Source organism: Pseudomonas trutticola BRTCR10, from assembly GCF_056155105.1.
In genome coordinates, this window is the sequence record NZ_CM149552.1 from 2,313,486 (window position 1) to 2,337,014 (window position 23,529).

35 protein-coding genes, 1 tRNA gene and 1 pseudogene are annotated in these 23,529 nt (G+C 56.1%); 20 read left to right on the forward strand and 17 right to left on the reverse strand.

The features are described from left to right. Window positions 1-5: 5 nt before the first annotated feature. From rbsK to ACVVH8_RS10310, 3 genes are read left to right on the forward strand one after another with little or no spacing between them, the layout of a single operon-like run. Window positions 6-923 (forward strand): ribokinase, encoded by a 918-nt coding sequence (rbsK, locus tag ACVVH8_RS10300; protein ID WP_475229851.1) that lies wholly within the window; start codon window positions 6-8, stop codon window positions 921-923. Then, a complete protein-coding gene (rbsD, locus tag ACVVH8_RS10305) occupies window positions 920-1,324 on the forward strand; it encodes a D-ribose pyranase (protein WP_103304890.1) in 405 nt (134 codons plus the stop codon). Before rbsK ends, rbsD begins: the two co-directional genes overlap by 4 nt. Before the next feature lie 31 nt (window positions 1,325-1,355). Next, window positions 1,356-2,384, forward strand: a complete 1,029-nt coding sequence (locus tag ACVVH8_RS10310) for a nucleoside hydrolase (RefSeq protein ID WP_103304891.1) — start codon at window positions 1,356-1,358, stop codon at window positions 2,382-2,384. A 33-nt stretch (window positions 2,385-2,417) separates the two neighbouring features. Here ACVVH8_RS10310 and ACVVH8_RS10315 read toward each other — a convergent pair whose 3' ends face one another. Beyond that, window positions 2,418-2,630: a hypothetical protein gene (locus tag ACVVH8_RS10315; RefSeq protein ID WP_103304938.1), complete on the reverse strand. Its 213-nt coding sequence runs from the start codon at window positions 2,628-2,630 to the stop codon at window positions 2,418-2,420. A gap of 132 nt (window positions 2,631-2,762) precedes the next feature. On the opposite strand from ACVVH8_RS10315, the gene ACVVH8_RS10320 reads away from it, so the two are divergent. Together ACVVH8_RS10320 and ACVVH8_RS10325 are read left to right on the forward strand one after the other, a co-directional pair. Continuing rightward, window positions 2,763-3,068 (forward strand): hypothetical protein, encoded by a 306-nt coding sequence (locus ACVVH8_RS10320; protein ID WP_007913485.1) that lies wholly within the window; start codon window positions 2,763-2,765, stop codon window positions 3,066-3,068. Between the two features lie 167 nt (window positions 3,069-3,235). Continuing rightward, window positions 3,236-3,550, forward strand: coding sequence for an I78 family peptidase inhibitor (locus ACVVH8_RS10325; RefSeq protein ID WP_103304892.1), 315 nt, complete (start codon window positions 3,236-3,238; stop codon window positions 3,548-3,550). Between the two features lie 72 nt (window positions 3,551-3,622). On the opposite strand, the gene ACVVH8_RS10330 is transcribed toward ACVVH8_RS10325, so the two are convergent. Beyond that, window positions 3,623-3,835, reverse strand: coding sequence for a cold-shock protein (locus ACVVH8_RS10330; RefSeq protein WP_003179963.1), 213 nt, complete (start codon window positions 3,833-3,835; stop codon window positions 3,623-3,625). A 288-nt stretch (window positions 3,836-4,123) separates the two neighbouring features. Next, the gene (locus ACVVH8_RS10335) at window positions 4,124-4,426 is read right to left on the reverse strand and encodes a hypothetical protein (RefSeq protein WP_213028146.1); all 303 of its coding nucleotides are present in this window, start codon (window positions 4,424-4,426) and stop codon (window positions 4,124-4,126) included. A gap of 371 nt (window positions 4,427-4,797) precedes the next feature. Between ACVVH8_RS10335 and thrS the strand changes: the two genes are divergently transcribed. The 9 genes from thrS (at window position 4,798) to ACVVH8_RS10380 (ending at window position 12,251) form a co-directional block, all read left to right on the forward strand. Further along, a complete protein-coding gene (thrS, locus tag ACVVH8_RS10340) occupies window positions 4,798-6,720 on the forward strand; it encodes a threonine--tRNA ligase (RefSeq protein WP_103304894.1) in 1,923 nt (640 codons plus the stop codon). Further along, window positions 6,720-7,271 carry a translation initiation factor IF-3 gene (gene infC / locus ACVVH8_RS10345; protein WP_171057393.1) on the forward strand — a complete coding sequence of 184 codons (552 nt, stop codon included), beginning with the start codon at window positions 6,720-6,722 and terminating at the stop codon, window positions 7,269-7,271. Before thrS ends, infC begins: the two co-directional genes overlap by 1 nt. Window positions 7,272-7,331: 60 nt before the next feature. Further along, window positions 7,332-7,526 (forward strand): 50S ribosomal protein L35, encoded by a 195-nt coding sequence (gene rpmI / locus ACVVH8_RS10350; protein WP_002553160.1) that lies wholly within the window; start codon window positions 7,332-7,334, stop codon window positions 7,524-7,526. A 28-nt stretch (window positions 7,527-7,554) separates the two neighbouring features. Continuing rightward, window positions 7,555-7,911 carry a 50S ribosomal protein L20 gene (gene rplT / locus ACVVH8_RS10355; protein ID WP_007913489.1) on the forward strand — a complete coding sequence of 119 codons (357 nt, stop codon included), beginning with the start codon at window positions 7,555-7,557 and terminating at the stop codon, window positions 7,909-7,911. A gap of 109 nt (window positions 7,912-8,020) precedes the next feature. Further along, a complete protein-coding gene (gene pheS / locus ACVVH8_RS10360; RefSeq protein WP_003226365.1) occupies window positions 8,021-9,037 on the forward strand; it encodes a phenylalanine--tRNA ligase subunit alpha in 1,017 nt (338 codons plus the stop codon). A gap of 26 nt (window positions 9,038-9,063) precedes the next feature. Then, a complete protein-coding gene (pheT, locus tag ACVVH8_RS10365; protein WP_475229853.1) occupies window positions 9,064-11,442 on the forward strand; it encodes a phenylalanine--tRNA ligase subunit beta in 2,379 nt (792 codons plus the stop codon). Window positions 11,443-11,445: 3 nt separating this feature from the next. Beyond that, the gene (ihfA, locus tag ACVVH8_RS10370; RefSeq protein WP_002553164.1) at window positions 11,446-11,748 is read left to right on the forward strand and encodes an integration host factor subunit alpha; all 303 of its coding nucleotides are present in this window, start codon (window positions 11,446-11,448) and stop codon (window positions 11,746-11,748) included. Next, window positions 11,729-12,085 carry a MerR family transcriptional regulator gene (locus ACVVH8_RS10375; protein ID WP_003179985.1) on the forward strand — a complete coding sequence of 119 codons (357 nt, stop codon included), beginning with the start codon at window positions 11,729-11,731 and terminating at the stop codon, window positions 12,083-12,085. The genes ihfA and ACVVH8_RS10375 overlap by 20 nt, the downstream gene beginning before the upstream one ends. Window positions 12,086-12,174: 89 nt before the next feature. Beyond that, window positions 12,175-12,251 (forward strand) — tRNA-Pro (locus tag ACVVH8_RS10380). A 69-nt stretch (window positions 12,252-12,320) separates the two neighbouring features. Here ACVVH8_RS10380 and ACVVH8_RS10385 read toward each other — a convergent pair. The 7 genes from ACVVH8_RS10385 to ACVVH8_RS10415 form a co-directional block, all read right to left on the reverse strand. Further along, a complete protein-coding gene (locus tag ACVVH8_RS10385) occupies window positions 12,321-13,502 on the reverse strand; it encodes a tyrosine-type recombinase/integrase (RefSeq protein WP_475231148.1) in 1,182 nt (393 codons plus the stop codon). After that, window positions 13,388-13,789 (reverse strand): hypothetical protein, encoded by a 402-nt coding sequence (locus tag ACVVH8_RS10390; protein ID WP_475229856.1) that lies wholly within the window; start codon window positions 13,787-13,789, stop codon window positions 13,388-13,390. The genes ACVVH8_RS10385 and ACVVH8_RS10390 overlap by 115 nt, the downstream gene beginning before the upstream one ends. A 44-nt stretch (window positions 13,790-13,833) precedes the next feature. Then, window positions 13,834-14,025, reverse strand: a complete 192-nt coding sequence (locus ACVVH8_RS10395) for a hypothetical protein (protein WP_475229859.1) — start codon at window positions 14,023-14,025, stop codon at window positions 13,834-13,836. A 51-nt stretch (window positions 14,026-14,076) separates the two neighbouring features. Continuing rightward, window positions 14,077-14,394 (reverse strand): hypothetical protein, encoded by a 318-nt coding sequence (locus tag ACVVH8_RS10400; protein ID WP_475229861.1) that lies wholly within the window; start codon window positions 14,392-14,394, stop codon window positions 14,077-14,079. After that, entirely contained in the window at window positions 14,391-14,654 is a 264-nt protein-coding gene (locus tag ACVVH8_RS10405; RefSeq protein WP_475229864.1) for a hypothetical protein, read from the reverse strand. Before ACVVH8_RS10405 ends, ACVVH8_RS10400 begins: the two co-directional genes overlap by 4 nt. Window positions 14,655-14,712: 58 nt before the next feature. Next, window positions 14,713-14,991, reverse strand: coding sequence for a phiTE_015 family protein (locus ACVVH8_RS10410; RefSeq protein ID WP_475229866.1), 279 nt, complete (start codon window positions 14,989-14,991; stop codon window positions 14,713-14,715). 73 nt (window positions 14,992-15,064) lie between these two features. Then, the gene (locus ACVVH8_RS10415; RefSeq protein ID WP_475229869.1) at window positions 15,065-15,652 is read right to left on the reverse strand and encodes a hypothetical protein; all 588 of its coding nucleotides are present in this window, start codon (window positions 15,650-15,652) and stop codon (window positions 15,065-15,067) included. Window positions 15,653-16,098: 446 nt separating this feature from the next. On the opposite strand from ACVVH8_RS10415, the gene ACVVH8_RS10420 reads away from it, so the two are divergent. Continuing rightward, complete coding sequence (locus tag ACVVH8_RS10420) at window positions 16,099-16,491, forward strand: hypothetical protein (RefSeq protein ID WP_475229871.1); 393 nt, start codon at window positions 16,099-16,101, stop codon at window positions 16,489-16,491. Here ACVVH8_RS10420 and ACVVH8_RS10425 read toward each other — a convergent pair. Next, window positions 16,477-17,133, reverse strand: coding sequence for a phiTE_072 family protein (locus tag ACVVH8_RS10425; protein ID WP_475229874.1), 657 nt, complete (start codon window positions 17,131-17,133; stop codon window positions 16,477-16,479). The two genes, ACVVH8_RS10420 and ACVVH8_RS10425, sit on opposite strands and share 15 nt — an antisense overlap. Window positions 17,134-17,470: 337 nt before the next feature. Here ACVVH8_RS10425 and ACVVH8_RS10430 point away from each other — a divergent pair, with 337 nt between their 5' ends. Then, window positions 17,471-17,647 carry a hypothetical protein gene (locus ACVVH8_RS10430; RefSeq protein ID WP_475229876.1) on the forward strand — a complete coding sequence of 59 codons (177 nt, stop codon included), beginning with the start codon at window positions 17,471-17,473 and terminating at the stop codon, window positions 17,645-17,647. A gap of 1 nt (window position 17,648) precedes the next feature. On the opposite strand, the gene ACVVH8_RS10435 is transcribed toward ACVVH8_RS10430, so the two are convergent. Beyond that, window positions 17,649-18,572: a DNA cytosine methyltransferase gene (locus ACVVH8_RS10435; protein ID WP_475229878.1), complete on the reverse strand. Its 924-nt coding sequence runs from the start codon at window positions 18,570-18,572 to the stop codon at window positions 17,649-17,651. A 251-nt stretch (window positions 18,573-18,823) separates the two neighbouring features. Next, window positions 18,824-18,919, reverse strand: a pseudogene (locus tag ACVVH8_RS10440) (DNA cytosine methyltransferase); the annotation flags it as partial. A gap of 83 nt (window positions 18,920-19,002) precedes the next feature. Between ACVVH8_RS10440 and ACVVH8_RS10445 the strand changes: the two are divergent. Then, window positions 19,003-19,230 (forward strand): hypothetical protein, encoded by a 228-nt coding sequence (locus ACVVH8_RS10445; protein ID WP_475229881.1) that lies wholly within the window; start codon window positions 19,003-19,005, stop codon window positions 19,228-19,230. Here ACVVH8_RS10445 and ACVVH8_RS10450 read toward each other — a convergent pair. Beyond that, window positions 19,193-19,567, reverse strand: a complete 375-nt coding sequence (locus tag ACVVH8_RS10450; RefSeq protein WP_475229884.1) for a hypothetical protein — start codon at window positions 19,565-19,567, stop codon at window positions 19,193-19,195. The genes ACVVH8_RS10445 and ACVVH8_RS10450 overlap by 38 nt on opposite strands. Before the next feature lie 181 nt (window positions 19,568-19,748). Here ACVVH8_RS10450 and ACVVH8_RS10455 point away from each other — a divergent pair, with 181 nt between their 5' ends. Then, a complete protein-coding gene (locus ACVVH8_RS10455) occupies window positions 19,749-20,468 on the forward strand; it encodes a hypothetical protein (RefSeq protein ID WP_475229887.1) in 720 nt (239 codons plus the stop codon). 114 nt (window positions 20,469-20,582) lie between these two features. Here the strand turns inward: ACVVH8_RS10455 and ACVVH8_RS10460 are convergent, their stop codons facing one another. Next, window positions 20,583-20,888: a hypothetical protein gene (locus ACVVH8_RS10460; protein WP_475229889.1), complete on the reverse strand. Its 306-nt coding sequence runs from the start codon at window positions 20,886-20,888 to the stop codon at window positions 20,583-20,585. Window positions 20,889-20,904: 16 nt separating this feature from the next. On the opposite strand from ACVVH8_RS10460, the gene ACVVH8_RS10465 reads away from it, so the two are divergent. Together ACVVH8_RS10465 and ACVVH8_RS10470 are read left to right on the forward strand one after the other, a co-directional pair. After that, complete coding sequence (locus tag ACVVH8_RS10465; protein WP_249412114.1) at window positions 20,905-21,111, forward strand: YceK/YidQ family lipoprotein; 207 nt, start codon at window positions 20,905-20,907, stop codon at window positions 21,109-21,111. 100 nt (window positions 21,112-21,211) lie between these two features. Continuing rightward, window positions 21,212-21,460, forward strand: coding sequence for a YceK/YidQ family lipoprotein (locus tag ACVVH8_RS10470; RefSeq protein ID WP_213028164.1), 249 nt, complete (start codon window positions 21,212-21,214; stop codon window positions 21,458-21,460). Window positions 21,461-21,564: 104 nt separating this feature from the next. Here the strand turns inward: ACVVH8_RS10470 and ACVVH8_RS10475 are convergent, their stop codons facing one another. Beyond that, window positions 21,565-21,843, reverse strand: a complete 279-nt coding sequence (locus tag ACVVH8_RS10475) for a hypothetical protein (RefSeq protein WP_475231150.1) — start codon at window positions 21,841-21,843, stop codon at window positions 21,565-21,567. Window positions 21,844-21,927: 84 nt separating this feature from the next. After that, a complete protein-coding gene (gene rtcR / locus ACVVH8_RS10480) occupies window positions 21,928-23,529 on the reverse strand; it encodes an RNA repair transcriptional activator RtcR (protein WP_475229892.1) in 1,602 nt (533 codons plus the stop codon).

Here is a 23,529-nt window from a genome sequence, read left to right on the forward strand (position 1 = left end):
GATGTATGCCAGCAAATGTAGTGGTAATAGGCAGCCTGAACATGGATCTGGTGACCCGGGCGCCACGGTTGCCCCGGGGCGGTGAAACGCTGATCGGTCACTCCTTCGCCACCGTGTCCGGCGGCAAGGGTGCCAATCAGGCAGTGGCTGCCGCGCGACTGGGTGCACAAGTGGCGATGGTCGGTTGTGTCGGCAATGACGACTATGGCGTGCAATTGCGTGATGCCTTGCTGGCTGAGCAGATTGACTGCCAGGCGGTGAGCGTCGTCGAGGATTCCAGTGGCGTGGCTTTGATCGTTGTCGATGACAACAGTCAGAACGCCATCGTGATTGTCGCCGGAGCCAACGGCGCGATGACGCCGGCGGTGATCGACCGGTTCGACGCCGTGCTACAGGCTGCCGATGTTGTCATCTGTCAGCTTGAAATTCCGGATGCGACGGTGGGCCATGCGCTCAAGCGCGCGCGTGCGCTGGGCAAGACGGTGATCCTCAACCCCGCGCCAGCCAGCCGCCCGTTGCCGTCGGATTGGTTCACGGCCATCGATTATCTGATTCCCAATGAAAGCGAAGCCGCTGCATTGAGCGGCCTGCCGGTCGATTCGCTGGAAACCGCAGAAAGCGCTGCAAGTCACTTGATCGCGATGGGTGCGGGCAAAGTCATCATCACCCTCGGCGCCGAGGGCTCATTGTTCGCCAACGGCAAAGGCTTCGAGCATTTTCCTGCCCCCAAAGTGAAAGCCGTCGATACCACGGCGGCAGGGGATACCTTTGTCGGTGGTTTTGCCGCCGCCCTGGCCGCTGGCAAGTCCGAAGCTGAAGCGATTCGCTACGGGCAGATTGCCGCTGCATTGTCAGTGACTCGCGCTGGCGCGCAGCCTTCTATCCCAACAATGTCCGACGTACAGGCCTTTAAACCCGCATGAAAAAGACTCCTCTGCTCAATGTCGCGCTGTCGCGGCTGATCGCCTCCCTGGGCCATGGCGACATGGTGGTCATCGGTGACGCCGGGTTGCCGGTGCCGCCCGGTGTCGAATTGATTGATCTGGCGCTGACCCACGGCGTCCCGGATTTCGTCACCACGTTGAAAGTGCTGCTCAGCGAAATGCAGGTGGAAAGCCACGCGTTGGCCAAAGAGATTTTCGATAAGCAGCCGACGGCGCTCACCACGCTGGAGGCGTTGAATGAAGAGGGCGCACTGGGACGTCGCGATCTGCTCAGTCACGACCAATTCAAGGTTCTCAGCCGACAGGCACGAGCGATTGTTCGTACAGGCGAATGTCAGCCGTACTGCAACATCGTTCTGGTCGCTGGGGTTACGTTCTGATTTTCGATTTCATCTGCACAAGGAATGCGCCATGCAACGCTATGCTCAAAAACTGCATCAACTGGTCCGGAGTCTGCTGCTTTTGTCCGTGATAACTGCAACCGGCGCTCATGCGGCGGAAAAAATCGACCTGATCATCGACACTGATCCGGGTGCCGACGACGTGGTCGCCTTGCTGTTCGCCCTGGCCTCGCCGGACGAACTGAATATTCGTGCGCTGACCACCGTGGCCGGCAACGTGCGCCTCGACAAGACGTCGCGTAATGCGCGTCTGGCTCGCGAGTGGGCAGGGCGCGAGGATGTACCGGTGTACGCCGGTGCGCCGAAACCGCTGATGCGTACGCCGATCTACGCCGAAAACATCCATGGCAAGGAAGGCCTGTCGGGTGTCACCGTGCATGAGCCGAAAAAAGGCCTGGCTGAAGGCAATGCGGTCAACTACCTGATCGACACCCTGAAAAAAGCCAAGCCGCACAGCATCACCATCGCCATGCTCGGTCCGCAGACCAACCTGGCGCTGGCGCTGATCCAGGAGCCCGAGATTGTTCAGGGCATCAAGGAAGTGGTGATCATGGGTGGTGCGCACTTCAACGGTGGCAACATCACCCCGGTGGCTGAATTCAACCTGTTTGCCGATCCGCAAGCGGCTGAAGTGGTACTCAAGAGCGGCGTGAAGCTGACCTACCTGCCGCTGGACGTGACCCACAAGATTCTCACCAGCGATGCGCGCCTCAAGCAGATTGCAGCGCTCAACAACAATGCGAGCAAGATTGTCGGCGACATTCTCAACGAGTACATCAAAGGGGATATGGAGCATTACGGCATCCCGGGCGGCCCGGTGCATGACGCTACCGTCATCGCTTACCTGCTGAAGCCGGAACTGTTCACCGGTCGCTCGGTTAACGTGGCTGTTGATAGCCGTGAAGGGATCACTTTCGGTCAGACCGTCGTTGATTGGTACGACGGCCTAAAACAACCGAAAAATGCATTCTGGGTCGAGAATGGTGATGCCCAAGGCTTCTTCGATCTGCTGACTGAGCGCCTGAAACGCCTGAAGTAAGGCAAAGGCCCGCAGGTGCCAGCCTGCGGGTCGCTACTCTCTCTCGGTGTCCGGCTTGCCCTTTGGGTCGTGCTGATACCTCTCGAACACTTGGGCTATAAACGTTTGCGCGCCTTGTGTTCCCATCGTTTTGACCAGCAGATCAATGCTGATCAATGCCAGCTCTTCCGAACTGCCCGGGCTGTATGAACTGTGCCCTTTCGGCCACAGGACTTTGATGTCGGCGGTGATGCTTACGGTGCTCATGAGTGCGCTCGAAAGGTCGGGAATGTCGGTGGACGAGTTAACCACTTTGTCGCTCGTTTGGCACTGCGACTTAGGCATGAGCACAACGCTATGCGACACTTGGTCTTTTCCGGCTTATCCAAGGATCGTGCTGTGCAGATCGATTTGAATACCCCTGACGGCCTTACGCTTGATGCCGTACGCCAATTGCTGGCGTCGGCCAGCGATGATGAGCACACGCAACTGCGCGTGACCAAGGGCGGTATTGCGTATATTTCTTCGGGCGTGACGGGCGGTCAGGACATTGATGGCCTGTTGTTTCGTCTGGAAACCTGGGCCAAGGGTTCAGGCTATGTGGGAAATGTCGCGGCCAGCGACGAAGTGTGGGTGATGCAGATTTTCAATGCGCTCAAAGACAACTGGCCGAATCCACCTTACGACTACATCGACGTCTACTGAGCTCGTTAATATTCAGTCACGATTGATTGATGAAGGGGTGAGGGCTGCTCAGGCAAACTCGGCGTTTTTCCGGTCGTGGGGCAGGGGGATGGCATTTGTCATGAAACCAAACGCCGCATTGGCGGTCGCACGATCTCAGCTTAATCATTTGAAAGTAAGGAGGCTTCATGCCTTTGAAGTTCGCGACACTGGGTGCACTTATGGCCGCTGCCATGTTGGCCGGTTGCAGTACGACCTCCAGCGAGTCGGCAAAGGATCCTGTGGCGCCAGAAGCTGGTAGCCGCTGTGAAGCGACGGCAGCGGAGTTCGCCATTGGCAAGAAAGCTTCGCCCGCACTATTGGAGCAGGCCCGAGCGAAAGCCGGTGCGCAAAACGCACGCTTCCTCAAGCCCGATGACATGATCACCCTGGAATACCGCTCCGATCGCTTGAACCTGAATACCGATAACGCTCTGGTGGTTACCCGCGTCAACTGCGGCTGATCGCCGAGCGCTTTTGTTTCAGGCATAAAAAACCCCGTCACATGGACGGGGTTTTTTAGTTCTGCTCAGAAATTACTCTGGGCGAACCTGTGCAGCTTGCATACCCTTTTGGCCTTTCTCAGCCACGAAAGAGACGGTCTGGCCTTCTTTCAGGCTTTTGAAACCGTCGGATTCGATAGCTTTGAAGTGTACGAACAGGTCGTCACCGCCACCTTGAGGAGTGATGAAGCCGAAGCCTTTTTCATCGTTGAACCACTTAACGGTGCCGGTTTGGCGATTAGACATGGTGTATCTCCAAGAAACATATATTTTTCAGTACTGTGCTGCTCAGGCCAACTGGGCACACCCGGGTATCATAGTCGAAATGTTCGCTTTGGTAGCCCCCCGGACGTGCTGTTTGCCAATCAGTCGTGTTTTCTTTGCTGCCTTCGTACGCTGAAAGCCCCGGTTTCAAAGGCTTTTAGCGAAAAGTAAAGACAATAAAAAAACCTGTAAAACCTGCATAAATCGTCCGAAAAGGCTCAAATTCAGCCGTTTTCAGGGGCGCTGAGCCGAGTCAGAAGTGCTTTTTACTTACTTTTTTGCCGGGGTGTTGGCTTTGCATTTGGCAATTTGGCCCAGCGCTTTCTGCTTCAATTCAGGCGTAGCCTTGTTGTCCATCAACGCCTGAATGTCGCTGGCCGGATAAGACTTGATGGCATCTGCACCACAGGCACAGTGAGATTTGGCAGCAGCGGCGCCGATTTGTGGAGTAGCCGCCTGGGTGCACTGTGCCATGTATTTCTCGCGTTCGCCCTTCGGCCAATCAGCGTGAGCGGCCAGCGGCACCAACAGAACAATAGGGGCGACTACGGCGAATAAGGTGTTCAGACGCATGCGAGGATGCTCCTTGTGGGTCAATGTCTTGTTATCTGAGGGGGTAAAGGCCTCTCAAGTTCAGCACTCTGGCATAAAAACGGACGATTTGCCTTCTGCTCAAACAGAGGCATAAGTGACCGCTCATCTGTGCTAGCATGCCGGGCTCAAGCGTTTACAGGCACCGGATGACTTTCCGTCCCGGCTGCGGTCAGCGTGCGAACATTCTGATTTGAATCCCAGTCACTCTGGTTCGGTTTTCCGGTTGGCCGCAAGGCTCCTGCCGCTGTAAGGCAGGCGTTCGTCATTGAATGGCCTGGATCGGATCTTGTACTGGCTCATCCCAACCCACGTGACCTTTGGTAGGGGTCACCACTAGGAGAGGAGGCGCCATGCCAACTATTACTCTTCCCGACGGCAGTCAACGTTCATTCGATCACCCGGTTTCCGTAGCCGAGGTCGCCGCATCCATTGGTGCAGGCCTGGCCAAAGCTACCGTGGCCGGCAAGGTCAATGGCAAGCTGGTTGACGCCAGCGACATCATCGACAGCGACGCGACGCTGCAAATCATCACGCCAAAGGATGAAGAGGGGCTGGAGATCATTCGCCACTCTTGCGCGCATCTGGTCGGCCATGCGGTCAAGCAGTTGTACCCGACTGCCAAAATGGTGATCGGGCCGGTCATCGACGAAGGCTTCTATTACGACATCGCCTTCGAGCGTCCTTTCACTCCGGACGACATGGCCGCCATCGAGCAGCGCATGCAGCAGCTGATCGAAAAAGATTACGACGTCATCAAGAAGGTCACTCCGCGCGCCGAGGTGATCGAAGTGTTCAAGGCCCGCGGCGAAGACTACAAGCTGCGTCTGGTCGAGGACATGCCGAACGAGCAGGCGATGGGCCTGTACTATCACGAAGAATACGTCGACATGTGCCGCGGTCCGCACGTGCCGAACACGCGCTTCCTGAAATCCTTCAAGCTGACCAAGCTGTCGGGCGCCTACTGGCGCGGCGACGCCAAAAACGAGCAGTTGCAGCGCGTTTACGGCACCGCTTGGGCAGACAAGAAGCAGCTCGCGGCTTACATCCAGCGCATCGAAGAAGCTGAAAAGCGCGATCACCGCAAGATCGGCAAGCGTCTGGGCCTGTTCCATACCCAGGAAGAAGCGCCGGGCATGGTGTTCTGGCACCCGAACGGCTGGACTCTGTACCAGGTGCTCGAGCAATACATGCGCAAGGTGCAGCGTGACAACGGCTACCTTGAGATCAAGACGCCGCAGGTTGTTGATCGCAGCCTTTGGGAGAAATCCGGGCACTGGGCCAACTACGCCGACAACATGTTTACCACGCAGTCGGAAAGCCGCGACTACGCCATCAAGCCGATGAACTGTCCTTGCCATGTGCAGGTGTTCAACCAAGGCCTGAAGAGCTACCGCGAGCTGCCGATGCGTCTGGCCGAGTTCGGTGCCTGCCACCGTAACGAGCCATCGGGCGCGCTGCACGGCATCATGCGCGTGCGTGGGTTCACTCAGGACGACGCCCATATCTTCTGTACTGAAGAGCAGATGCAGGCCGAATCCGCTGCGTTCATCAAGCTGACCATGGACGTATATCGCGACTTCGGCTTTACCGATGTCGAGATGAAGCTGTCCACTCGTCCGGAAAAACGCGTCGGTTCCGACGAGCTGTGGGATCGCGCTGAAGCCGCACTGGCTGCAGCCCTTGATTCTGCGGGCCTGCCGTACGATCTGCAGCCGGGTGAGGGCGCGTTCTATGGTCCGAAAATCGAATTCTCGCTGAAAGATTGCCTCGGTCGCGTCTGGCAATGTGGTACCTTGCAGCTCGATTTTAACCTGCCTGTCCGTTTGGGCGCTGAATACGTCTCCGAAGACAACAGCCGCAAACATCCAGTGATGTTGCACCGTGCGATCCTCGGTTCCTTCGAGCGTTTCGTCGGGATTCTGATCGAGCACTATGAAGGTGCATTCCCTGCGTGGCTCGCGCCAACCCAGGCGGTGATCATGAATATCACTGATAAACAGGCAGATTTTGTTGCAGAAGTAGAAAAAACTCTCAACGAAAGCGGATTTCGTGCCAAGTCCGACTTGAGAAATGAAAAGATCGGCTTTAAAATCCGCGAGCATACTTTGCTCAAGGTTCCCTATCTTTTGGTTATCGGAGATAAGGAAGTCGAGATGCAGACTGTCGCTGTGCGTACTCGTGAAGGTGCTGACCTGGGCTCGATGCCCGTCGCCCAGTTCGCTGAGTTTCTCGCGCAAGCGGTTTCCCGGCGTGGTCGCCCAGATTCGGAGTAATTATTATTAAGCGTGAAATGAGACAAGATAAACGAGCTGCACCGAAAGCCCCGATCAACGAGAATATCTCGGCACGCGAGGTTCGGTTAATTGGCGCTGATGGCGAGCAGATTGGCATCGTCTCGATTGATGAAGCGCTTCGTATTGCTGAAGAAGCAAAGCTTGATCTGGTAGAAATCTCTGCCGACGCAATCCCACCGGTTTGCCGGGTGATGGATTACGGCAAATCTATCTTCGAAAAGAAGAAACAGGTTGCAGCGGCGAAGAAGAACCAGAAGCAGATTCAGGTAAAAGAAATCAAGTTTCGTCCAGGGACGGAGGAAGGGGATTACCAGGTAAAACTGCGCAACCTGGTACGTTTCCTGAGTGATGGGGACAGGGCCAAGGTATCCTTGCGATTCCGCGGCCGTGAGATGGCCCACCAGGAGCTGGGGATGGAACTCCTCAAGCGGGTTGAAGCTGACCTGCTCGAGTACGGTTCGGTCGAACAGCATCCTAAGATGGAAGGACGCCAACTGATCATGGTCATCGCCCCGAAAAAGAAGAAGTAATCAACAGGGCACGGCAGGCCTTCTGATTATGTTTATCAACTGAATGCGGAGTATCCGAACATGCCAAAAATGAAAACCAAAAGTGGTGCTGCTAAGCGGTTTCTGAAAACTGCTAACGGTATCAAGCACAAGCACGCTTTCAAGAGCCACATCCTGACTAAAATGTCGACCAAGCGTAAGCGTCAACTGCGCGGTAGCAGCTTGCTGCATCCGTCTGACGTGGCAAAAGTCGAGCGCATGCTGCGCCTTCGTTAATTTTAGTCAAGAATAGAGGAAGTAACTCATGGCTCGTGTAAAGCGTGGCGTCATTGCCCGTAAACGTCACAAAAAAATTCTGAAACTTGCTAAAGGCTACTACGGCGCACGCTCGCGCGTATTCCGTGTTGCCAAGCAAGCGGTAATCAAGGCAGGCCAATACGCCTACCGTGACCGTCGTCAGAAAAAACGTCAGTTCCGCGCTCTGTGGATCGCTCGTATCAACGCTGGTGCACGTGTTAACGGTCTGTCCTACAGCCGTTTCATCGCTGGCCTGAAAAAAGCGTCCATCGAGATCGACCGTAAGGTTCTGGCTGATCTGGCAGTGAACGAAAAAGCGGTGTTTGCTGCGATTGTCGAGAAAGCTAAAGCCACCTTGGCTTAAGTACCCCCGACAATCACCCGGTCTCACTTCCGTGGGGCCAGGTGGTAAACGTCTTAAATAGGGGAAGAGCCTTCAAGCTCTTCCCCTATTTTGTATCTGGAGTCTGTACATGGAAAACCTGGACGCGCTGGTCTCTCAAGCTCTAGAGGCTGTGCAAAGCGCTGAAGATATCAATGCCCTGGAGCAAATCCGGGTTCAATACCTTGGCAAAAAGGGCGAATTGACTCAGGTGATGAAGACCCTGGGGAATTTGCCGGCAGAAGAGCGTCCGCAAGTTGGCGCCCTGATCAACGTTGCCAAGGAACGTGTAACAGGCGTTCTCAATGCGCGCATGGCCCTGTTTGAAGAAGCCGAACTGGCTGCCAAACTGTCCGCCGAGTCCATTGATGTGACGTTGCCGGGCCGTGGTCAGACCTCCGGTGGTCTGCATCCGGTGACCCGGACTCTGGAGCGTGTTGAACAGTTCTTCACTCGCATTGGCTACGGCATCGCCGAAGGTCCTGAGGTCGAAGACGACTATCACAACTTTGAAGCGCTCAACATCCCAGGCCATCACCCGGCCCGGTCGATGCATGACACCTTCTATTTCAACGCCAACATGCTGCTGCGCACCCATACCTCGCCGGTACAGGTCCGCACCATGGAATCGAAGCAGCCACCGATCCGCATCGTCTGCCCAGGCCGTGTGTACCGCAGCGACTCCGATATCACCCACTCGCCGATGTTCCACCAGGTCGAAGGCCTGCTGGTCGATCGCGACATCAATTTTGCCGATCTCAAAGGCACCATCGAAGAGTTCCTGCGGGTGTTCTTCGAGAAAGAACTGGCCGTACGTTTCCGTCCTTCGTACTTCCCGTTCACCGAGCCATCCGCTGAAGTCGATATGGAATGCGTGATGTGTAGCGGTAAAGGCTGCCGCGTCTGCAAGCAGACCGGCTGGCTGGAAGTGATGGGCTGCGGCATGGTTCACCCGAACGTGCTGCGCATGTCCGGCATCGATCCGGAAGAGTTCTCCGGCTTTGCTTTCGGTATGGGCGTCGAGCGTCTGGCCATGCTCCGTTACGGCGTGAACGACTTGCGTCTGTTCTTCGACAACGACTTGCGGTTCCTCGCGCAATTTCGCTAGTCGTAACGAATTCTTAGGAGAGCAGGATGAAATTCAGTGAACAATGGCTGCGTGGCTGGGTTAGCCCGCAGGTAGATCGCGACGAGCTGGTTGCTCGTCTGTCGATGGCCGGTCTTGAGGTCGATAGCGTTACGCCGGCAGCCGGTGTATTCAGTGGCGTGGTGGTGGGCGAGGTGCTGAGCACCGAGCAACACCCTGACGCTGACAAGTTGCGTGTGTGCCAGGTCAGTAATGGTGCGGAAACCTTCCAGGTAGTATGCGGTGCGCCAAACGTGCGTCCGGGCCTGAAGATTCCGTTCGCCATGATCGGTGCCGAGTTGCCAGGCGACTTCAAGATCAAGAAGGCCAAGCTGCGCGGCGTTGAGTCCAACGGCATGCTTTGCTCGCAAGCCGAGCTGCAAGTCGGTGAAGGCAACGACGGTCTGATGGAGCTGCCGGCCGATGCGCCGGTGGGCGAAGATTTCCGCGTATATCTCGATCTGGAAGACGCCAGCATCGAGGTCGACCTGACCCCGAACCGTGGCGACTGCCTGTCCCTGGCCGGCTTGGCTCGTGAAGTCGGCGCACTGTACGCCGTTCCGGTCACCCGTCCGGTGGTGATGAGTATTCCCGCTGTGCACGATGAAGTGCGTTCGGTGGAGGTGCTGGCGCCAGCGGCATGCCCACGTTACCTGGGTCGTGTCATCCGCAACGTTGACCTGTCCAAACCTACGCCGCTGTGGATGGTTGAGCGTCTGCGCCGTGCTGAAGTGCGCAGCATCGACGCTGCCGTCGACATCACCAACTACGTGATGCTCGAACTGGGTCAGCCGCTGCACGCTTTCGATCTTGCCGAAATCAATGGCGGTATCCGTGTGCGCATGGCGGAAGAGGGCGAGAAACTGGTTCTGCTCGACGGTCAGGAAGTCAGCCTGCGTAGCGATACGCTCGTGATCGCTGACCACACCCGCGCTCTGGCGATTGCTGGTGTGATGGGTGGCGAACATAGCGGCGTGTCCGCGACCACTCGCGATGTATTCCTTGAGTCTGCGTTCTTCGACCAGATCGCTGTCGCGGGCAAGGCTCGTTCCTACGGCTTGCATACCGATGCTTCGCACCGCTACGAGCGTGGCGTGGATTGGCAGCTGGCCCGTGAAGCCATGGAGCGCGCCACCGGCCTGCTGCTCGAAATCACTGGCGGCGAAGCCGGCCCGATCATCGAGACCGTCAGCGAGCAACATCTGCCGTCGATCGCGCCGATCACCCTGCGTGCCCAGCGCATTACCCAGATGCTCGGCATGGAAATGGATTCAGCACAGGTCGAGCGTCTGCTCAGCGCCTTGGGTCTGAACATTTCCGCCGATGGTGCAGGCCAGTGGCGCGTAGAAGTGCCAAGCCATCGCTTCGACATCAGTCTGGAAGTCGATCTGATCGAAGAGCTGGCTCGCCTGTACGGCTACAACCGTCTGCCGGTTCGTTACCCGCAAGCGCGTCTGGCGCCACAAGCCAAGGCTGAAGCGCGTAGCGATCTGCCGGAGCTACGCCGTCTGCTGGTGGCGCGCGGTTATCAGGAAGCGATCACTTACAGCTTCATCGATCCAAAGCAGTTCGAGCTGTTCAATCCGGGCGTCGAGCCGCTGTTGCTGGCCAATCCGATCTCTAATGATATGGCCGCCATGCGTTCGTCGTTGTGGCCGGGTCTGGTCAAGGCGTTGCAGCACAACTTGAACCGTCAGCAGGATCGCGTGCGTCTGTTCGAAAGCGGTCTGCGCTTCGTTGGTCAACTGGAAGGTCTGAAGCAAGAGCCGATGCTGTCCGGTGTTGTCTGCGGTAGCCGTCTGCCGGAAGGCTGGGCGCAGGGGCGCGATACTGTGGACTTCTTCGACGTCAAAGCTGACGTAGAAGCTGTACTGGGTTTTGCCGGTGCGCTGGACTCGTTCACTTTCGCACCGGGCAAACACCCGGCGCTGCACCCGGGTCAAACCGCACGCATTGAGCGCGAAGGGCGTGAAGTCGGCTTCATCGGCGCCATTCACCCGGAACTGTCGAAAGCTTTGGGTCTGGATAGTCCAGTCTTTGTTTTCGAGCTGGTTCTGGCGGAAGTGGCACTCGGTAAAATGCCGAAATTCCACGAGTTGTCGCGCTTTCCTGAAGTGCGTCGTGACCTTGCACTGATCGCGTACAAAGACGTTGCAGCCTCGGCTGTATTGGACGTAATCCGTGAAAATGCAGGCGAATGGCTCACAGATCTAAGGCTGTTTGACGTTTATCAGGGTAAAGGCATTGATCCTGATAGAAAAAGCCTTGCAGTTGGCTTGACCTGGCAGCATCCATCGCGCACTCTTAATGACGATGAGGTGAATTCGACGACGCAAAATATCCTCACCTCGCTCGAACAAAGGTTGAACGCCACGTTAAGGAAGTGACGTATGGGGGCTTTGACGAAAGCTGAGATGGCGGAACGTCTGTATGAAGAGCTGGGCCTGAACAAGCGGGAAGCCAAGGAATTGGTCGAACTGTTTTTCGAGGAAATCAGGCACGCTCTTGAAGACAACGAGCAGGTCAAATTGTCCGGTTTCGGCAATTTCGACCTTCGGGACAAACGCCAGCGGCCTGGCCGCAACCCGAAAACGGGGGAAGAAATCCCGATCACGGCTCGCCGTGTGGTCACCTTTCGTCCAGGGCAGAAGTTGAAGGCCCGAGTTGAGGCTTATGCTGGAACCAAGTCATAACGACGAACTACCCGTCATCCCGGGCAAACGCTACTTCACCATTGGTGAAGTCAGCGAGCTGTGTGCCGTAAAGCCACACGTGCTGCGCTACTGGGAGCAGGAGTTTCCTCAACTCAACCCCGTCAAACGCCGCGGAAACCGTCGGTATTATCAGCGCCAGGACGTGCTGATGATCCGGCAGATCCGCGCGCTCCTTTACGATCAGGGTTTTACCATCGGCGGCGCACGTTTGCGTCTGTCCGGCGATGAAGCCAAAGACGACACCACCCAATACAAGCAAATGATCCGCCAGATGATCGCCGAGCTCGAAGATGTGCTGGTGGTACTCAAGAAATAAAAAGCTGCGTTTGAATACTTCCAGTTTTCAAAAGCTTGCGATATATTCTTGAGCGCTCTTAGAGGTGAAGAGCGAAATGCAACATCAGTCGGGGCGTAGCGCAGTCCGGTAGCGCACTAGCATGGGGTGCTAGGGGTCGAGTGTTCGAATCACTCCGTCCCGACCATATAATTCAATGACTTAGCCCAACTTTAGCGAGTTGGGCTTTTTCATGCGTAGGGACTTTTGCGGGGGTTCATCCCGTTTTTCTCCTCAAGATGGTCAGCGCTGGTCCTCGCGAATCGGTTGCCGACACTTTGTTTGCCGCCTCAATCAAATGCTCAAGCTCTGCGGTAGAATAGTGGCTCGTAATGCTGCCGTTCTTGTGCCCAAGTAATGCCTTTCGATCTTCCTCTGTCACGTTCGCTGCACGAAGCCTTCTGCCAAAGGTGTGCTTCAGATCGTGAACCCTGATCGACCGGAATCCAGGGTGCGCTGGCGACTTGTGTTCCTTCTCCCATTTCGCCGCCGCCCTGATCCTTGCGCTTTTCCATGCCGTGTCGTTCATGCGGTGCATCGCGGTTGGTCCGTATTCGTCCGGCTGTCCGTAAGGGAACACGTACTTTGTGTGAAGACCGCGCTGGCCGTCGATAATCGACATCGCAACCCGATTCAGCACCACCAACCTTTCATCCCTGTTTTTCACTCCCGCCTTTTCGTGCCTCCCACCAAATTCTGATGGGATCAGGAACACGCTCGTTCCCAATTCCGGCACCCGTATCTCCCAATCCCACTGAAGTTTGCAGACTTCCTGTTCCCGGCTTCCCGAGTTCACTTTGTAGAGTGCCATCCTCAGTAGGTGATCCGGGATCTCAGCGAACAACATCGACTGCTCTTCCCATGACAACGGGTAGGGCTTCCGGCTCGACCTCTTTTCCTCCAGCATCGAGATCATCGGCACGCTATCCAGCCACGGCCGTTTCTCTGCGTCTCGCCACTTCCTGTGGCACAGGTTCAATATCCGGACGACTCGCTGCAGAGCGATGTTCACCGTTCTGTTCGATACGCCTGGCTTTACTTTCCCATTCGCTGTTTTGGTTGGCTTCTGCCGATCTCGCTTGAAGGCTGCCAGAGTGCCGTCATCTATATGCGTGATCGGTAGGTCGCCAATGTACGGGTCAAGCTGTTCGATGTGAGACGCAGACAGGGCAATCGAGGCTTGATCCTTGAACTCCACCAAGAATCTGGTGGCAGCCTCCCGCCAGGTTCGCACCTCGCGCACTCCGTAAACCTTTTCCTGCCTGAGCTTTTCCAGGCGGTGGATCAGGTACTGCTCCGCTTCCTGCCTTTCGCTTGATCCAGTGCTTTCCTGAAGTCGCTGACCTCTGACGACTTTGTCGATGTGCCAAATTCCGTTCCTCTCATAGAGGCCGGAGATTGTTTTTCGCGCCATTTACTTGCTCCTTGGCGCCCACTGCGGGGCTGATTGTTGTCCTGATTGGCCGCTTTTTCAATTGCCATGGACTCGATGTAGGCGTCAGCCCACTGGTCAAGCTCAATCCGGTCGAACCCGATTCCCTGTTTCCCGATCGGGAATTCACGGACGTTCGGGCGGACCGTTTTGTTGAATTCATCTCGGCACATGCCGAGATAGCCGTATGCCTCACCGGCGCGAATGAAGCGCGGGAGGATTGGCGCGACCTGGGCCGCGCTGCGATTTGACATGGTGATGCTCCATGCCGCGCGTGGCGGCAGAAGGTGGTGATGGGTTACAGGTTCACTACCTGACTGTTCGGGTCGAAAGGTTTGCCATCAGGATCTACCACCAGGCGCGGCACGTTCTCCTGAATAAACTCATCGAAACACTGTGGGCAGTAACTCGCCTGAGTGGTCTGAAGCTGGGCGTGCCCGGTGTAGTTGCACTTCGGACATTTGAGTGCTGTGGGGACAATGAAAGCCATACGAATTCCTCGCCCGCCGTACACCGGCAGGCTGTTGAGTAGGGGGAGGGGTTACTGCTGAATGAGTTCGGCGGGAACTTTCACGGTTGCGCCGCGCTTGGCGAAGACCACGGCGCGGAAAACGGCGACCGTTCTGGTTTCGCCGGGCTGGCGGTTGAATGGATCGCTCGTGGCGTCGGCCAGCCACGGGGCCCGGCAGCCAACATCGACCCAGACGCCGTACTTCGTGATCAGTTGCTCGGCGTTGGGCAGGGTGAAGAGTTGAAGCTGACCGGTACCGGGTTGCTGATCACCCTCGATCGCGTTGATTGCCCAGTTCAGCGCCGGGCCGGTCAGTTCCTCGGTGCAGACGCTGACCATACGGCTCATGGGTAATTGTCGTAGTTGTCGAAGCAAGAGCCGCACAAGGGTCTCCATCCTTGGCTTATTGCTTGGGGGTGATCCTTTCGAACCCATCGCCATTTTTGGACGAATGATCCGCAGTCTCGGCAGCGGATGTAGTGGTCGACGGCTTTTCGCTGAGCGATTTCAATCTTCTCGCGCTCCAGCTCCAGACGGTGCGCTTCTTGTTGCTCGGCGAACCACTGCTTTTCCTGCTCCACCGTCATTTCCGGAAAGATTTCGCTCATCTGTGTCATCGCCACGGCCCCTTGTAGATGAGGTGGGCCATGTAGAGCGGGGCGAAGATCATGATTTCACCTTCAGCCCAGCGGCCTCAATGGCTTCTGCGCAAGCCTCGTTCATGTCGATTGCGGATTGGTCGTGACAGCACTCGCATGCACCGGGCAGCTCGATCACCAGTGCAGCGCGAGAAGCCTGCCAAGCCACCCATGCGGTCTGTGTCCAAATCATTGAATAACGGTCGTGGTGCTCATCCTTCATGAGCCCGAGAAGCGTGCCGACTCCGCGCACTTCGGCCTCCTCGGCGGCCCACTCCTCAAACTCATCACGCATTTGATTGCTCATCCGATCACCGCCTTTATGGTCAGTACCAATGGAAGACAGAAGAAGAGGGTGCAGCCGGCAATGCACTTGGTGATCATGGCGCGGCTCTCGCGGCGGTGACCTCGTCGATGAGCGATTGCGGAAGGCGTGCCGCGAATTCGCCTTCCGACCACGACAGCGGCTGAGACTGGCGAATCATCTCGTTCAGCAGCTCGAACGCCGCAAGCAGCTGGCCATCGTTGATCTCGCCGTCCTCCGGTAGGTCGTCGCAGAAATGGTCTACCGGGTCGATTTCGCGGGGATAGTTCGGCTCACAGATGCAGAGCTGCACGTCAGCCGGTTCGATATCGCTGTCGATCAGGTAGTCGCGCAGGCTGTCCTCGTCGAAGAAGTAGCGGTCGCCATCGAAGATAACCAGAGGCTCGCCGGCCCAGTCCTTGACTGGCATCGCCGCGAATTTTGCTTGACGCCGGACGTGTCGGCACTCTTTGCAGGAACTGTTCACCTCATAGATAGGGTGTTCGGGGTTCACGTCGCAGCGGCGGTGAGTTGCGCCGCAGTAGCGGGCAAGGTCTTCATCGTCGCCGAAAAATCGACCACCTGCGGAAACCCAGCCGGTTACCGTTTGGAGGCTGGCCGCTTCCGGAGCGTCGTACATGATGATTGGCTTTTGTTCAGGCATGACTTCGTCCTTGCCGCTGTAGCGGCTATCAAATTCATAGAGGGGAGAGGTATCTTTCCCACCTCAGATAGGGAGGTGCAATGTGGTAGTACACGGAGTCGAATATCGGTTTTGCTGCGCTTCAAGCGTCGTTGAAGGACACGATGGCCTTGCGCTTGAGTGTTGGAGAGGTAACAACGGGCTGTTATTTGAGATCTTTCGAAATGACGAGACACTCCGCTTTGAAGTGACCCTGTTCGTAGAGAATGTACCGCTTGAGCTGCTTGAATACGCCGTACCAATCGCCCGAGAACGCTTAGGGGATTTCGTTCCTTATTCCTGAAACTTCGTCCTTGCCGCTATAGCGGCTGACTTTGAGCGGGGAGGGAGTAGCGATTTAGGAGCGGCTTACTCTGGCCGATACCTTTCTACGTCAGGTTAAAAGTTCGTTGATTGGAGAAAGCGTTTTGAAGTCGCAAAACGGAACTATGAAGTTTTTTAGGCGCTATCAGCTGTTGTTACTGCTGTTGATGTCGACAGCCTCGCTTATAAACGTATTTGCTCGATTCGAAGGAGACTGGAAGAGCTTTTGGACAGTGCTTATTTTGCAGTTTTTTTTCGGTCAGGCAGTGTTTGCATACATTCGGGGGGCGACGATCCACGTTGCACCTGGCGGACGTCTCTCCAAAGACGCGGATCCCCTTGGGCGTGCGGGCGTTGCGGCGTTGTCACTGGCTATCTATTTTTTAGCTTTCTGTTACGAAACACCAAAGCCAGAACCATCAATCTACGAAAAAAGAGCCTCGGACTGGACAATGCCTACGCGTGAGGAGATTGGCAGATCTTCAGATCAGAAATGATTGATGCAGCCACTTACTGCTGCTCCGGACGCAGCGCTTCCTGAACCGCCTCGACAATGTGCTGTAGGACGTGAATTCGTGGTTTTCTTCGAAAGCCTTGTCACCGACGGGGTAGTGCCATTCATCACCGAAAAACGCGGTCAACAACTTGCTGTGATGCCAGCATTCGTTCGGTGACTCGACGCTTCGCAGAACATCGATGTCGTGCCAGAGGTCGCGGGCTTCACCCTTATTCAGCTCATCCAGTTCCCAGTCGTGACGGCCGGTCTGTTGCCGGCGGCGCTGGACAATGCACTTTCTCGCGAATGCGTGAAGCGCGTTCCCGCTGAACCGCGTGCTGCTAATCCCGCGATCCAGGCAGTTCAGGATGTAATGCCAGTCGCAGTCGGCGACAAACTCCGCGACCGTTCGCGGGCCCATACCTCCCCAGTAGGCGTTCCAGCTTTTGTCCCAGCAGTTGATGGTGATCTTGCCCTGGGCGGTCTGGTAGTTCGGATCTGACTCAGTCGGGCAGTCGCGCCGGCCGAAGTCCTCAAGGAATACGGTAATCGGGTCAAGCCGCGGCGCGCCGGTGATCACCAGCCTGGTCACAGTCGAGCGCTCAACCTTCAGCTGCTCTGCCGGTTTGTTTTCTGTGGGCATGGGGCGTCCTATGCCGGGGCATGCCCGGGCGGTGGAAGGGGGGGAGCCTAAGAGGATCGGCAGACCATCGAGTACTACCGTCAGTGCATCGTGTAATGGCTGAATAATTGCCGAGGCGCCGCCGAATGAAGAAACTGACTGACCTGTTAAACCTGATCGCCGCATTGGTGCGACTGATCGATGCGATTATCCGTACGGGTTGGGTATGATCTGTTTGAGGATGCGACGGCCGATCCAGCGCAACGACGCGCTGAGAAGTTCTGTTGGCATGGAGAGCTTCCTTGACGAGTGGAGGTCGTGTGCCATAGTCACTTCTCCATTTTTCAAGAAGGTAGATATGGCCGTTCAAATTGATTTGCACGATGGACGTTCTTTCGAATACGAGAATGCTGTGCGCGTGGTGGACGCAAAACACGAATACGTGCTGTTCGACGAGTCAGGCAACGTCGTTGCGCATGTTCATAAGTTCGATGTGAAGAACCTTCACACCAAAAATATTGATGAAAAGTACTGATCTAAGCCACTTTCATCAGTGCCTCGATAATTCGCTGTCCTGCCAAAGGTGGGACAGCGTTCCCGGTCATGTGCATCGTTAACTTGTGATTGTCCGGGCGGAGCGTGTCCTTTGGGAATGACTGCGCGGCCATGGCCTCGTCAGCGCTGATCATCCGCATCATGTCGCCGTCGACGACTGCCCAGCGGTCCAGCGTGGTGATAGTGCCGATCGGACGCTCAAGACTACGGCCGGTGAGGCCAGAGCCAGACCCGTAGTAGGGCATCACGAAACGATCACCGAAACGCTCGCGCCCATTCTTCACGCGAGTCAGCGTCGAGGCGGCGCGGCCTGGCTTGTTGATCGGCGACCACTTGCCTGCGTCGAAGTCGATAATCTCGCGGGCCGGTACGTGCTGATAGCGGGGGAGCTGCAGGTGCAAGGGGGCTTTGCTGCGCGAGCAGACCATGAAGAGGCGCACGCGGTGCTGCGGGACGCCGAGATCGGCGCAGTCCACGATGTGCGGTGCCAGCGAGTATCCCAGCCGCTGCATCGCGTCAGCCCAAGCCGGGTACAGGATCCAGTCCATGAACTCCGGTACGTTCTCGATCACCGCGAACTCCGGCCGGTTGACCTCGGCGTTCTGTACCGGCGCCCAAGCTGTCGATCGCGAGTTGTCGTGCTGAGGGTTGCCGGCAGCCTTGCCGCGAGCCTTGGTGTGCCCTTGGCAGCAGGGAGAGGCGAGCATGACGTCGTGCTTCGGCACGTCGGCCCAGTTCGCCTGGTGCAGATCCTGACACGCGTGAATCGTGTCCGGGTTGTTGCGGGTATGCCATTCGACTGCTGCGGGCCAATGGTTGGCGGCCCATAGGACATCAAGCCCGGCGTCCTTGCCACCGCGCGTCCAACCGCCGAAACCAGAAAACAAGTCAATTGCTGTGAGCATGCGGGATCCTTGCCGGGTCTTTCCGACCGGTTTAATGAATTTATGTGTTCGCGTTCGCCATTTCCCTACGCAAGGAGTCCAAACAACTATTGAGGTGTCGGATGGCGCAGGTTTGTGAATGGCTTGACGTGTTGATCGCTTTATTGGCTTTGATTGCTGCATTGCTCCGGCTTTGGTCCGGATGATCGGCAATAGCGCTGTTAGTTTTGACTGATACTTTGGGTCTTCCTTCGAAAGGGAAGGCCCATTCAGATCTCGATGAACCAGGTCTCCTGCATGCCGAGCGGCTTACATGCAAGCGTTGCAGCCTCTATGCCGGAGCAGACCGAGCCGTATTCGATTTTCATAGGGGATCCTCGCCGGCTGGCGTGATTCGTAGAAGTGGGGTATTTGTGTTCGTCCCGGCATTGGGCCGGTTCAAGGAGTTGTTATGTCGAAGGCTTTTCAAAACCCCGCAGCAGTCGCTCAGGCCGCAGTAGCACTGCTCTCCGAGCTGAAGAAATCAGGTGTAGATGTGTCGGCTGCTGCTGATGCTGCAAAGCATGGCATCATCAGTGGGGATCTCTACAAATGGGTCTCTGCCGATCTCGTTACCGAATCGCAGGACGCTGTAGACGAAATCATCCGCACGGTGAACGAGTCATCTCAGGCGAAATGATTTCATCGCCTGGGTCGGCCGCCAGTTCGGCCATGCTCTTCTCGTAAAATGCTCGCGACACCTTTTCGCTTGGCTCGTAAGGTGTCGTGACATTCCTCAGCATCCAAGCCTGCGTTTCGAAGTCCGCGCTGATCAGGTTCTTCAGCAGCCGCTGGTGAATGTCCTGCTGGTTGTTGATGCCGTGCGCTGCCATGACCCGCTTGAGATCGGGCTTGAACACGCCAGCCACTTCAACCGTAAATTTCTCGACGCCCAAAGCAGCGTCCTTTGCTGCCGCCTTCTCGCGCTTTTTCTTCTGCTTGATCGCTTCCTTCGTCGGCTCTTGCACTTCGGCCATGGCCTACCTCTTCAGTTCCGCTGGCCGGCATAGCAGCCAAAATGTTTACGTTTTTTTGGGGGGGAGCGGCTGGGATTGAACTTTCTGGGGAACGACTTAGGCCCAAGCGGCCCCGCCGCCTTTGGTGGCAATTTGCTTCTGATTGGTGTTTGATATGCCAATCTTTAACAAGGATGTCCAGATGAAAAAAATTGCGTTGATAGCTGTTAATATTAAAGAAGTTCCTAGTGGATGGACCTCGGTTGATTTTGTGGATAAAACCACGGGAAAGTTTCATCGGATTTATAAGTATAAGAATAAACCATGTAGAAGTGTGTATCTCAAGTCCCGCTTAAGTGAGCATATGGCGGGGTATGCGTTGATTGAAAAGGATATTCGAAGCTCATTGGTGTGGCTCCGCAAGATCAAGGATCTTGTCGGTGACTATGATGGTAAAAAAGACGGCGCATTTAGTATTAATAGGGATCGAGAAAAATTTAACCTTGTCAAAGGTTTGTTTGTCGCATCTTTAACGTTCTACGGAAAATGTTTTTCTAAGTGCGATGGACGACCAGTGAAGCTAGAGCGCAATCAACTGGATGAGAAGTATCGAGATATTCACGATGTGGCGATTTCTTATCGGCATAACTTTGCGGCGCATAGCGGTGCGAAGCGTTTGGAGTATGCAAAAATTGCATTGGTCGTTCCGTTGAAGGTCAAGCATGGAAGGGAAATACCTATAAATCTTTACACCGAAATTAATCAGCCAGATTTGGCGTGGCACAGCAAAGACGAGGAGCTTTGGTTTATAGAGCTTCTTGAGCATGTTCAGTCAATGGTCAAAGAAAAGATTAAGAAACTTAGTGATAAGATTCTCAACGAAGAGGTGCTACCGAAAGGCCCCGATCATTTCTTTAAATAGGTTGTTGTCTGCTCAGTACGTCTCACATAATTTCAAGTTGGGTTTGTCGTCTACGTTGCTGTGTGCGAAAACGTCTCACGCAGCTACCTTCACCTGATGCCAGGCGCCGGCGGCTTAGAACAGCTTCGCGGCTTCGGCTTCATCCATCGGAACTTCGTCCGGAATGGCGATCCAGCCTGATGCAACCATGTGGGTCGGGTTGCAGCTGTTGCGCAGCTCCAGGTAGTAGTGCTCGATGGCATCGGCAAGGCGCTCGACCTTGTAGATACCTTCGGCGGAGATCTCGACCGACTTGATGTACTCGGCGCCGCGCTCGTCTCGACACATGGCGCCGATGTAGATCGTCCAGCGGTAGGAGAAGTCGAATATCGCGTTGGCGATCGCCAGTCTGCGGATCTGCCGGCAGCTCTTCCAGTTCAAGTAATAAGGAAGTTAAGTGCTACGCCAGCTGATCTTGATTTTAGCTACCTCGCAGTTGAACGGCTGCGCATGGTTTGCCGCCAATTCCTATGGCCCTATTTCGTGCTTTAACGGAACGGAGTACGAGTTCAAGGAATTGATGCCAATCATCGGGCCTTTCATCATTATCGACCTGCCTTTTACGTTGGTTGCCGACACGCTGGCGGTTCCTGCTTGCTTGTAGGGCCTGCATAAAAACCACCAAAGCCCGCGCTTGGTGGTATTGCATCGGCTATTTGTTGTCGCGGGATGCGCAGTTTTTGAATGAGTGATAAGGACGTTACGTGTTGCGTAAAGTGATTTTGCTGGTTTTGAGTGCCAGTCTAAGTGGGTGTGCGGCAACTGCGATGCGGTTGGATTACGACGAGCATCGATGCCCCTACATTGGCCTGAGATTGGATTGGTGGCTAGTAGGTACATCCCACGGAAAGCTGATTCCTTTTTTGCTTATCGACGCGCCGTTTTCGTTTGTGGTCGATACAGTCTTTTTCCCCTTCGAGTATCAATATATCGACGACTGCCCAAGGCAGTGACGTCAATTTCGATCTACAGAGGGAGGCCTTGGCGCAGCATATCTCAGAGTACAAGAAGCCTTTAGCGCCAACGCTTCTTGCACGGCAATTGCCGGTAACGAGTGCTACTGTTTCGGCTCCTTCTTGATGTCCTCCGAATCGCTCGAAGTGGCTGCATCCTTTTCCGTCTCATGCGGCTGTGCCCCGGAATTACCTCCCGAGGATTCCTCACCTTTTTTGTTGGCCTTCTCATCATTGGCGCGCGAACTTTTGGACTGATTGACGCCTGGCAGAGCATTGGGCGGGGCGGCGGATTCTGCTGTTGTCTTTTCAGTTGCCAGGGCGTGGAGCGGGCCGAGGATAAGCAGGCTGGCGAGCGATAGGGCGGTCATGTTCTTGTTCATCATCTAAGCCTTCCACGCAGGGGGTGTACCGTATTGGAAGTGCGCCGAAGGCAAAGGTGCTCGGCGCTGGACGAGTGGTAGGCATTACGATTGGATTATGCCGCTCCACTCGAGCCCGAATCGCGTCAGATATTTCCTCAGTCGATCGGCATCATTCGGCTGCGCCTTGGCTTGTCGCGATACTCCAAACAGTTTTCGCCCGGCATCTGACAGGCTGTCGGCCTGTCGGCAAACCTCAAGCACACCCTTCAATTGCAGGCGATCAAACAGATCCATGCTCTCGCCATCTCCCGGCAAGTCATCAGTAATGCCTGCGGGTAGCGCCAGACCCCATGCGTAGCGCAACCGATCAATTTCTTCCTGTACCTGCGCCTCATCAATCCGTCCACTGTCAGCCAACGTCGCCATCCGCGTGATCGACGCCGATAGTTCGCGAAAATTGCCCAGCCATGCCGCTTCCCTGGAGCTGGCGAACGCCAGGTAACGACGGCGTGCTTCCAGATTGAAACGCACCAGTTGCCCATGTTCACGGGCGTGGCGCTCCAGCTCGAAATCGATGTTCGGCTCGATATCCTCGCGACGTCCCGCGAGACCGGGAAGGTCGAAAGTCCACAGGTTGATGCGCGCGTACAGGTCCTCGCGGAACAAGCCTTCAGCAACCCGGCTGCGCAAGTCGCGATGGGTGCCGGCGATGATCAGGAAGTCGCTGTCGACTTCCTTGTCCGAGCCGAGCGGGAAGAAGCGTTTTTCTTCAATCGCCTTGAGCAGCATCGCCTGTTCGTCTGCGCCCAGTTCGCCGATTTCATCGAGAAACAACATGCCGCCATCGGCCGCCCGCAGCAGTCCGTCGCGGGCGTTTTGTGCGCCGGTGAATGCGCCTTTGACGTGGCCGAACAATGCAGACATTGCGCCGTCGCCGCGCAGGGTGGCGCAGTTCACTTCGACAAAGCGGCCCTGCATCTGATGGCGGCTGCGCTTGAGCTCGAAGATGCGTCGGGCGAGAAAGGATTTGCCGGCGCCGGTCGGGCCGATCAGCAGCATCGGCGCTTTAGAGCGCACCGCCACGCGTTCGATCTGTTCGATGGAGCGGTTGAATGCGGCATTGCGCGTGGCGATGCCCGACTTCAAGAACTCGAGGCCTTCCAGGCGTTTGTTGGCGAAGCGCGAGGCGATGCGATCATAGCGCGACAGGTCGAGGTCGATCAGGGCGTGAGTGCCGGTGGCGTGTTCGTCTTCGCTTTTGCGTTTGGCGGGCGAAGTCTGGATCAGGCGTGCCGGCAGGTAGCGCGCTTCGGTCAGCAGGAACCAGCAAATCTGCGCGACGTGGGTGCCGGTGGTGATGTGAACCAGATAGTCCTCCTGCTCGGTGTCGAAATCGTAGGCGGTGGTGAAGTCGTGCAGTGCGCCGTAGACCTCTTCGAAATCCCACGGATTACGCAGCGACATCGGGTGCAGGCGCACTTCGGTTTCCGGGGAGATCTGTTGGATATCAGCGCGAACGCGCTCGGCGAGGCTGATATCGCGGGCATCGACACCGTGAATCAGTTCCAGGCGGTTGATCAGCACATCCGGCTGTTGGCACAACCCTACGCTGGGTCGCCAGTGGCTCCAGCGGTTGGCGCCTTTACCGACGCGATCAAGGGTGGCTCCGATGAAACCTATGGCGACTGTGCGTTTACTGGGCAT

Bases quoted from the DNA above. Each gene is read 5' to 3' on its own strand.
- ACVVH8_RS10375 (WP_003179985.1), top strand. From the start codon at position 11,729: ATGCTGGAACCAAGTCATAACGACGAACTACCCGTCATCCCGGGCAAA.
- ACVVH8_RS10415 (WP_475229869.1), bottom strand. From the start codon at position 15,652: ATGCCTGAACAAAAGCCAATCATCATGTACGACGCTCCGGAAGCGGCC.
- ACVVH8_RS10310 (WP_103304891.1), top strand. From the start codon at position 1,356: ATGCAACGCTATGCTCAAAAACTGCATCAACTGGTCCGGAGTCTGCTG.
- ACVVH8_RS10445 (WP_475229881.1), top strand. From the start codon at position 19,003: ATGTCGAAGGCTTTTCAAAACCCCGCAGCAGTCGCTCAGGCCGCAGTA.
- rtcR (WP_475229892.1), bottom strand. From the start codon at position 23,529: ATGCCCAGTAAACGCACAGTCGCCATAGGTTTCATCGGAGCCACCCTT.
- ACVVH8_RS10405 (WP_475229864.1), bottom strand. From the start codon at position 14,654: ATGAGCGAAATCTTTCCGGAAATGACGGTGGAGCAGGAAAAGCAGTGG.
- ACVVH8_RS10395 (WP_475229859.1), bottom strand. From the start codon at position 14,025: ATGGCTTTCATTGTCCCCACAGCACTCAAATGTCCGAAGTGCAACTAC.
- ihfA (WP_002553164.1), top strand. From the start codon at position 11,446: ATGGGGGCTTTGACGAAAGCTGAGATGGCGGAACGTCTGTATGAAGAG.
- ACVVH8_RS10315 (WP_103304938.1), bottom strand. From the start codon at position 2,630: ATGAGCACCGTAAGCATCACCGCCGACATCAAAGTCCTGTGGCCGAAA.
- rbsD (WP_103304890.1), top strand. From the start codon at position 920: ATGAAAAAGACTCCTCTGCTCAATGTCGCGCTGTCGCGGCTGATCGCC.
- ACVVH8_RS10425 (WP_475229874.1), bottom strand. From the start codon at position 17,133: ATGCCCACAGAAAACAAACCGGCAGAGCAGCTGAAGGTTGAGCGCTCG.
- ACVVH8_RS10455 (WP_475229887.1), top strand. From the start codon at position 19,749: ATGAAAAAAATTGCGTTGATAGCTGTTAATATTAAAGAAGTTCCTAGT.
- ACVVH8_RS10390 (WP_475229856.1), bottom strand. From the start codon at position 13,789: ATGTCAAATCGCAGCGCGGCCCAGGTCGCGCCAATCCTCCCGCGCTTC.
- ACVVH8_RS10400 (WP_475229861.1), bottom strand. From the start codon at position 14,394: ATGAGCCGTATGGTCAGCGTCTGCACCGAGGAACTGACCGGCCCGGCG.
- rpmI (WP_002553160.1), top strand. From the start codon at position 7,332: ATGCCAAAAATGAAAACCAAAAGTGGTGCTGCTAAGCGGTTTCTGAAA.
- ACVVH8_RS10450 (WP_475229884.1), bottom strand. From the start codon at position 19,567: ATGGCCGAAGTGCAAGAGCCGACGAAGGAAGCGATCAAGCAGAAGAAA.
- thrS (WP_103304894.1), top strand. From the start codon at position 4,798: ATGCCAACTATTACTCTTCCCGACGGCAGTCAACGTTCATTCGATCAC.
- ACVVH8_RS10325 (WP_103304892.1), top strand. From the start codon at position 3,236: ATGCCTTTGAAGTTCGCGACACTGGGTGCACTTATGGCCGCTGCCATG.
- rplT (WP_007913489.1), top strand. From the start codon at position 7,555: ATGGCTCGTGTAAAGCGTGGCGTCATTGCCCGTAAACGTCACAAAAAA.
- pheS (WP_003226365.1), top strand. From the start codon at position 8,021: ATGGAAAACCTGGACGCGCTGGTCTCTCAAGCTCTAGAGGCTGTGCAA.
- rbsK (WP_475229851.1), top strand. From the start codon at position 6: ATGCCAGCAAATGTAGTGGTAATAGGCAGCCTGAACATGGATCTGGTG.
- ACVVH8_RS10330 (WP_003179963.1), bottom strand. From the start codon at position 3,835: ATGTCTAATCGCCAAACCGGCACCGTTAAGTGGTTCAACGATGAAAAA.
- ACVVH8_RS10430 (WP_475229876.1), top strand. From the start codon at position 17,471: ATGGCCGTTCAAATTGATTTGCACGATGGACGTTCTTTCGAATACGAG.
- ACVVH8_RS10435 (WP_475229878.1), bottom strand. From the start codon at position 18,572: ATGCTCACAGCAATTGACTTGTTTTCTGGTTTCGGCGGTTGGACGCGC.
- ACVVH8_RS10475 (WP_475231150.1), bottom strand. From the start codon at position 21,843: ATGAACAAGAACATGACCGCCCTATCGCTCGCCAGCCTGCTTATCCTC.
- pheT (WP_475229853.1), top strand. From the start codon at position 9,064: ATGAAATTCAGTGAACAATGGCTGCGTGGCTGGGTTAGCCCGCAGGTA.
- ACVVH8_RS10410 (WP_475229866.1), bottom strand. From the start codon at position 14,991: ATGAGCAATCAAATGCGTGATGAGTTTGAGGAGTGGGCCGCCGAGGAG.
- ACVVH8_RS10335 (WP_213028146.1), bottom strand. From the start codon at position 4,426: ATGCGTCTGAACACCTTATTCGCCGTAGTCGCCCCTATTGTTCTGTTG.